This window comes from Rubrivirga sp., from assembly GCF_049648075.1.
Taxonomy (GTDB): domain Bacteria; phylum Bacteroidota; class Rhodothermia; order Rhodothermales; family Rubricoccaceae; genus Rubrivirga.
Genome location: NZ_JBARYR010000288.1, coordinates 1 through 5438, shown reverse-complemented (window position 1 = coordinate 5438; position 5438 = coordinate 1). Strand labels below are relative to the sequence as shown.

Sequence of the window (5438 nt, the reverse complement as noted above, 5' to 3'; positions counted from 1 at the left end):
CGTCGTCGCCGTTCGGGGAGCCGGCCAACCGGCTCCGAGGCCTCTTGGTCGCGCCCGACGGGCAAACCGTCGACGGTGCCGCCCGCGCCCTCGAGGTCGACGCCGTCGTGGCCGGGGCCGACGTCGCTGGTACTGCGCCCGTCGAGGACGAGCCGATGACGCTGTGGAGCGCTCTCGCGTTCGCGTTCGTCGGGGGCATGATCCTGAACCTGATGCCGTGCGTCTTCCCGGTCCTGAGCCTTAAGATCTTGGGGTTCGTCAAGGGCCGAGAAGACGATCGCGCGACGTTGCGCACGCACGGACTGGTGTTCGCGGCCGGCGTGTTGGTCTCGTTCCTGATTCTAGCCGGCGCGTTGCTGGCCTTCCGAGCCGCGGGAGCCAGCCTCGGGTGGGGGTTCCAACTCCAAAGTCCGCCCGTCGTCGCGGGACTCGCCATCTTAATGGTCGTCTTGGGTCTCAACCTGGTCGGCGTCTTCGAGGTCGGGCAAGGTCTGATGTCGGCGGGCGCTCGGCTCGACAAGGGGGAGGGCATGGGAGGCGCGTTCTGGTCCGGCGTCCTGGCGACGGTCGTCGCGACGCCGTGCACAGCTCCGTTTATGGGCGCGGCGCTCGGCTTTGCCATCGCGCAGCCGGCGGCCATCGCGTTGGCGGTGTTCGCGACACTCGGTCTGGGGATGGCGCTGCCCTACGTGATCCTGTCCTTCAACCCGGCCCTCATGAAGCGACTGCCTCGTCCCGGACCCTGGATGGAGACGCTCAAGCAGGCGCTCGCCTTCCCGCTTTTTGCGACGGCCGTCTGGCTCGTCTGGGTCTTCGGCTTGCAGACCGGCATCAACGGCGCCGGAGCCCTGCTGCTGGCGCTCGTCGCGCTCGGCTTCGCGACGTGGCTTATCGGTCGGTGGCCCGCCCAGACGACCTCGAGCCGGACGCTCGCCGTGGTGCGTGTCTTGGCACTGGCCGCCGTCGTCGGCGCCGGAGTCTTGGTCGTGACCGGGAGCAACCAAGAGGCCCAGGCGTCGACCTCGACGGACGGTGAGTGGACGGCCTTCGAGGCCGAGACCGTCGACGCGATGGTTGCGGCCGGCGAGCCGGTGTTCATCGACTTCACGGCCGCGTGGTGCCTGACCTGCCAGGTCAACAAAAAGACCGCGCTCCACACCGATGTGGTCGCTAGCGCTTTTGCGGACGGCGGGATCAAAACCGTGCGGGCGGACTGGACCAATCGAGACCCCGAGATCACGGCGTTCCTCGACCGATTCGGGCGCAATGGCGTGCCACTCTATGTCTACTACCCTGGAGGCGGGGCGGAGCCGGTCTTGCTCCCGTCCGTCCTAACGCCCCAGATCGTCCTCGAGGCCGTGAGGGGCGTGCAGACGGCGTCGCGGTAGGAACCCGAGCCCCGGGATTCGGTCTAGCAGGCTCCAGAACCCCCACTCGTCATGCGCGTCGCCCTCCTCGCCTGCTCGCTGCTCGTCCTGTCCGCCTGCGCCACCGAGCCGGAACCGGCTCCGGCCGACGCCGCTGCTGAAGTGGTCACCGACCTCGAGGTCGCGCCGACGCCCGGAGCGCAGGCGCCTCCGTTCACGCTCGTCGACACGAACGGAGAGGAGCACGCCCTCGAGGACTACGCGGGCCAGACGGTCGTCCTCGAGTGGTTGAACTACGACTGCCCGTTCGTCGGCAAGCACTACGGCGGCGGCAACATGCAGGCGCTCCAAGAGCAGGCCCGCGAGGACGGCGTCGTGTGGCTGTCCATCGTGTCGTCCGCACCGGGTGAGCAGGGCTACTTCGAGGCTGATGCCATGAACGAGCGGACCGCCCTCGAGGGCGGGCTCCAAGCGGCCGTGCTGTTGGACCCGGCCGGCGATGTCGGGCGGGCCTACGACGCCCGGACTACGCCCCAGATGATCGTCATCGACGCCGACGGCAAGGTGGCCTACAACGGCGCCATCGATGACAAGCCGACCTCGGACCAGGCCGACCTCGAGGGCGCGACCGACTACGTGACGCCCGCCATCGCCGCGGCGATGAACGGCGTCATGTCCGATCCCGCCACGACCCAGCCCTACGGCTGCTCCGTGAAGTACGGTGCCTAGCCTCGTTCGCGCGGAGCGCCTCGAGGACCGGGCTGACGTCCGCCGCGTCAACGCGATGGCGTTCGGCCGGCCGGACGAAGCCGATTTGGTCGACCGTCTGCGGGACCGGTGTCCCGGCTATCTCGGGCTCGTCGCTCTCGAGGGCGATCAGGTCATCGGCCACATCGCGTTCTCGCCCGTCGACCTCGAGGGCGCGCCCTCGAGGGCGCTGGTGGGCTTGGCGCCAATGGCGGTTCACCCCGAGCACCAGCAAAGAGGCGTCGGGACAGCGCTCGTCTCCGACGGCCTCGAGGCCGCCCGCGATACCGGCGCCGACGCGGTGTTCGTCCTCGGACACCCCGGCTACTATCCGCGCTTCGGATTCGAGGTCGTGGGTCCGGCCATCGAGAACGAGTACGGTGGGCCGCCGGAGGCGTTCATGGTCGTCGAGTTGACTTCCGGCGTCCTCGAGGGCGTGTCCGGGACGGTCCGGTACCATCCGGCGTTCGCGGGCTAGCGACGCGGCGAGACCGGGAAAAACGAGCCGTTGCGGCGCACGTAGGTGTTGCGCGGCGTGCTGTAGATCGGCGACACGGGGGTAAACCGAGTTGCGACGTGGACCGCCTGCGGCGTGCGGTTGACCCGGATGCCGCGGTAGCGGCGGGCCAAGCGGCCGCGCTGGGGCGGACGGCGCGCGTACTGCGTGATGCGGATGGCCTCGCCCGGCTGCGCGGGCACGACGAACGTCGAACGGAGCGACGGCTGGTAGACCTCTTGGGCCTGACCGGCCGACGATAGAGCGAGGCCGACGACGGCGAGGAGAGCACTGCGCATAGAGAGAGGGGAGAGCTTCGCGCTCGATGTCAACGGTGGGACCCGTGACACGCTAGTATTCCACAGTCTCTGTAGATGGAACGGATAGATTCCTCGAGGGCGATGTAAACCACGCTCGTGACCGGGTAAGACGGGCCGGGGAGCTACCGGCTCAGGACCGTCTCGATCTGTTCGATCACATCGTCCTCGAGGACAGGCTGGCTCAGCATCGCGACGGCTTCTTCGATCTGCGCGACGCGGCTCGCGCCAATTAGCGTCGACGTGACCTCCGGCCGCCGACGGGTCCAAGCGAGCGCGAGCTGGGCCATCGACTGGCCCCGATCCCTGGCGATGTCCCGGAGCCGGCGCACCGTCTCGATCACGTCGTCGGTCACCTGGTTCTCTCGCAGGAAGCCGGTCGCCTTGGCCGCCCTCGAGTCGTCCGGGATGCCGTCGAGGTACTTGTCCGTCAGGAGGCCCTGCGCCAACGGCGAATACGCGATGGCGCCGACCCCTTCGTCCTCGAGGACGCTGAACAGCTCGGCTTCTGGATCGCGGACCAGCATGCTGTACTTCGGCTGGTGGATCAGGAGAGGCGCGCCCATCTCGCGGAGCAAGCGCGCGGCCTCGCGAGTGGCTTGCGGAGGGTAGTTCGAGACGCCAGCGTAGAGCGCTTTCCCTACCTGGACGGCGTGGGCGAGCGCGCCCATCGTCTCCTCGAGCGGCGTGTCCGGGTCGAACCGGTGGCTGTAGAAGATGTCGACGTAGTCCAGGCCCATCCGGCCGAGGCTCTGGTCCAGGCTCGAGAGCAGCATCTTTCGCGAGCCCCACTCTCCGTACGGACCGGAACCCATTCGGTACCCGGCCTTGGTCGAGATAACCAACTCGTCTCGGAACGCGCCCAACGCGTCCTCGAGGATGCGGCCGAACGTGACCTCGGCCGACCCCGGCTCTGGACCATAGTTGTTCGCGAGGTCAAAGTGAGTGATCCCGAGGTCGAACGCCCGCAGCGCCATCGCCCGCGCGTTCTCGTAGGGGTCGACGCTGCCGAAGTTGTGCCACAGGCCGAGCGAGATCGGCGGGAGCTTGAGCCCGCTCTGACCGCACCGGACGTACTCCATCTCGTCGTACCGGTCTTGCGATGGGGAGTAGGCGGCGTCGCGGTAGATCATGCTGGCGGGGAGGCGGGTGTGGTAAAGTCGTCCTCGAGGCCGGGACCGTGGTGAAAACCGTAGACGCTGGTCCTCGAGTGTCGAGTCTGTTCAGGCGGGCTCCCCGGCGATGGCGAGTGCAGCCTGCCCGAGTGCGATCCCTCCGTCGCCGACAGGAACGCGATGGGGGAGCCAGAGCGGGCAGTCGAACAGGTAGCCGCGGAGAGCCTCGGTCAGGAGGGCGTTGGCGAAGACGCCACCCGACGCCACGACGGCCTCCGCTCGTAGCGCGTCCTGCTCCCGACGAGCGACACGAGCGAGGCCCGACGCCAACCCAGCATGGAACGCCCGAGCGGTCTCTCGCACGGGGCGGTCAACCGCACGATCGCGCACGATCGCCCTCAAGAGGGGCCTGTGATCAAGATCCGGGAACGGGTACGGCTCGACGGGACCCGATTGCCGAGCGGTCGCTTCGAGCCACGCCGCCGCCTGTCCCTCGTACGTCTGTTCTCCGACGAACCCGCACAGCGCAGCCGCCGCGTCGAACAGCCGGCCCATCGAGGTCGTGCGCGTCGCTTGGACCTCGGCCTCGATGAGGCGGAGCGCCTGCCGGTATCGAGGGGGAAAGCGGAACGGCTCGGCCTCGAGGTCGGGGAGGCCTGAGGTGTCGAAGAGGAAGCCGGCGGCGGCTTGGACCGGCCACCGAGCCGCAGCGTCGCCCCCGGGGAGCCAGGCAGGTCGGAGGTGATCGACGCGCTCGAGGCCGTCTCGCAGCGAGCCGGAAAACACCTCGCCTCCCCAGGCGGTCTCGTCGTCGCCCCACCCGAGCCCGTCGAGGGCGAGTCCGACCACCTGAGTGTCCCACGCGTCTCGCTCGGCGAGCACCGACGCGACGTGCGCCCGGTGATGCTGGACCGCGACCGTCTCGACGCCCTCGTCCTGGAGGTCGCGCGCGAACGCGGTCGAGCGGTAGCCCGGGTGCGCGTCGTGAACCACGAGCACGTCGCCGACCTCGAGGTCGTACGTCGCGAGAAGGTGGTGGACCGTTTCTCGAAACGCGACCTCGGCGCCGTAGTGGCTGAGGTCTCCGACGTAGGGAGCCAGGAAGGCTTGCCCGTCGACGGCCAGGAGCGGGGCGCTCTTGAGGTCGGCGCCGAGGGCCAAGATCGGCCTCGAGGTCGGGAGCCGGGCGACGGGACTGGGCGCGTAGCCGCGGGCGCGGCGGAGGAAGACCGGGCCGCTGGACGTGGGGCGGACGACGGAGTCGTCGATGCGGCGTGCGACGGGGCGCTCTCCGATTAGTACGGCGTCCGCCAGGCCGGACAAGCGCTCGAGAGCGTCGGCGTCTTGGAACGCCATCGGTTCGCTCGAGCGGTTCCCGCTGGTCATGACCAAGACG

General features: G+C 69.0%; 6 protein-coding genes. 3 read left to right on the top strand and 3 right to left on the bottom strand.

Annotated elements, in window-relative coordinates:
• The 3 genes from WBA11_RS08670 to WBA11_RS08660 all read left to right on the top strand — a co-directional run.
• The coding region (locus WBA11_RS08670; RefSeq protein ID WP_424520302.1) for a protein-disulfide reductase DsbD family protein at positions 1-1388 on the top strand (1388 nt) is incomplete at its 5' end.
• A 51-nt stretch (positions 1389-1439) separates the two neighbouring features.
• Complete coding sequence (locus tag WBA11_RS08665; protein ID WP_424520301.1) at positions 1440-2096, top strand: redoxin family protein; 657 nt, start codon at positions 1440-1442, stop codon at positions 2094-2096.
• A complete protein-coding gene (locus WBA11_RS08660) occupies positions 2089-2592 on the top strand; it encodes a GNAT family N-acetyltransferase (protein ID WP_424520300.1) in 504 nt (167 codons plus the stop codon). The genes WBA11_RS08665 and WBA11_RS08660 overlap by 8 nt, the downstream gene beginning before the upstream one ends.
• Here the strand turns inward: WBA11_RS08660 and WBA11_RS08655 are convergent.
• The 3 genes from WBA11_RS08655 to WBA11_RS08645 all read right to left on the bottom strand — a co-directional run.
• Positions 2589-2909 carry a hypothetical protein gene (locus WBA11_RS08655; protein WP_424520299.1) on the bottom strand — a complete coding sequence of 107 codons (321 nt, stop codon included), beginning with the start codon at positions 2907-2909 and terminating at the stop codon, positions 2589-2591. The genes WBA11_RS08660 and WBA11_RS08655 overlap by 4 nt on opposite strands.
• A 143-nt stretch (positions 2910-3052) precedes the next feature.
• The gene (locus tag WBA11_RS08650) at positions 3053-4060 is read right to left on the bottom strand and encodes an aldo/keto reductase (protein ID WP_424520298.1); all 1008 of its coding nucleotides are present in this window, start codon (positions 4058-4060) and stop codon (positions 3053-3055) included.
• A gap of 90 nt (positions 4061-4150) precedes the next feature.
• Positions 4151-5438: Sua5/YciO/YrdC/YwlC family protein (locus WBA11_RS08645; protein ID WP_424520297.1), on the bottom strand; the 1288-nt coding region annotated here is incomplete at its 5' end.